The organism is Variovorax sp. dw_954, assembly GCF_018449755.1.
Classification (GTDB): Bacteria; Pseudomonadota; Gammaproteobacteria; order Burkholderiales; family Burkholderiaceae_C; genus Variovorax.
Genome location: NZ_JAAVVD010000082.1, coordinates 1 through 1,656 on the forward strand (window position 1 = coordinate 1; position 1,656 = coordinate 1,656).

Genomic DNA, 1,656 nt, shown 5'->3' on the forward strand with positions numbered 1-1,656 from the left:
GGCGTGTGCCACGAGTAGGCCGAGCGCTCCGCGTGATGTGTCAACGCCTTGAAGAATGGCGGCAGCAACTGGTCCAGGTAGTCCTCTGCCGCACGCATGATCTGACGCGCCAGGAAGGGCACCGTGTCTTCGTAGAGGTACATGATGCTGTGCAGGTTGCGCAGGCCCTGCACCGCCTTGGGCGATCTGCCAGAGAGCGTTGCGGTCTCGCCCAGCGCGACGATGGGCAGGCCGGGTGCGCGCTGGTGCACCGTACTCATCAGGTCGATGAGTCGCTGCGCCGTCGCCTCGTCCTTCGCCGCTGCGACAGGGAACACGATCGCGGCAAGCCCGCGGTGCGCGCCGGCGATGATGCCGGCATCGGCCTCGTTGTCGACGAGGATGGTCTTCCAGCCGGATTGCTCCAGCTCGCGCTGGATCTGGCGCAGGCGCACGCCCGCCACGGTCTGCGCCGCGATGTCGCGATGCGCGATCAGGATCGGGAAAGTCGACTTGAACTGCATGGAGCCGCTCCGGTTGTTGCGCTCAGAAACCGACCTTGGTCGAGAACTGGAAGCGATAGTCGTCCTGCGAGAGACCCAGCTTGTTTTCCAGGCGGCCCCAGATGAACTCGCCGCCCATCGTGACGTTCTGCGCCAGCGAATACAGCAGGTTCACCGACGCGTAGCTGCCCTTGTGGAATGCGTTCACAAGCTGTCCGTCGGTGTTGTTCTGGCGGTGCTCGCTGTAGCCGATGGAACTGGTCCACTTGTCGTTCCAGCTGTGGCCGTAGTAGGCCAGCCAGCCCAGCGAGGTGACGGTCTCGGCCTGCAAGGCGCGGTTGGGCGCGAGGTCCACGCCACCGTCGTTCATGTAGCTGGCGATGCCCTTGCCCGAGACGACCTGCCAGCTCAACTTGTCCTTGCTGAACACCTTGAACGCGCCGCTCAGGTTCAGGCCGTAGCCGGTGCGCGTGCCGGACGGGTCGCCGTTGATCGAGGCCGGATTCTGGTAGCCGACCTGGCGCACGATGCCGGCCGCCTTGAGGTGGCCCCAGTCGCGCTCCAGCTTGTAGGACGCAACGAGGTCCGGCAACTGGGTCCTGCCAGTGATGTTTGCGCCCAGCGCCGGGTCCACGCGCGTGATCCTGCCGGTGTCGATCGCCGAGTTCGGCGACTCCAGCGAAATCGCGAAGGCATTGCCATCCTTGTTCCACGGCGTGAAGCGCAGCTGCGGGTTGCGCACGAAGACCATGCCGCTCGGTCCCCAGTAGTCGATGGTGTTGGGGAACACGTCGATGTCCATGAAGTTCGAGTAGGTCTGCCCGGCGCCGAACATCCCCAACTCGGCCCACGCATTGAGCCAATGGATCTGCGTGCCGCCGTTGGTGCCGAACAGGTCGAAGCTCATGTCGGTCTTGATCTCGCCGAGGCTGGTCGGGATGAACGACTTGAACCCGAGGCTGGACTGCCGCACGCTGAAGGTGGTGGAGCCATCCTTGCCGCAACCGGGCGAGCCGGGGCAGGTGACCGGGATCTGCGATGGCCGCAGCGTTGCGGCCCAGTCGGGATTCATGCGCTTGGCGTCGTAGATCGCGTCGAGCATCACCTGCCCGTAGAACTCGACCCTCGCGTTGCCCGGGTCCGGGGCGCCATCCTGCGCGCGCGTGCCCACCGA

2 protein-coding genes are annotated in these 1,656 nt (G+C 65.3%); both read right to left on the bottom strand.

Annotation, left to right across the window (positions count from 1 at the left end; translation table 11 throughout):
* Nucleotides 1-503 (bottom strand): Orn/Lys/Arg decarboxylase N-terminal domain-containing protein (locus tag HB681_RS37565; RefSeq protein ID WP_275946435.1); only part of this gene is annotated, 503 nt, incomplete at its 3' end.
* Nucleotides 504-525: 22 nt separating this feature from the next.
* On the bottom strand, nt 526-1,656 hold a 1,131-nt coding region (locus HB681_RS37570; protein ID WP_213959978.1), incomplete at its 5' end, for a DcaP family trimeric outer membrane transporter.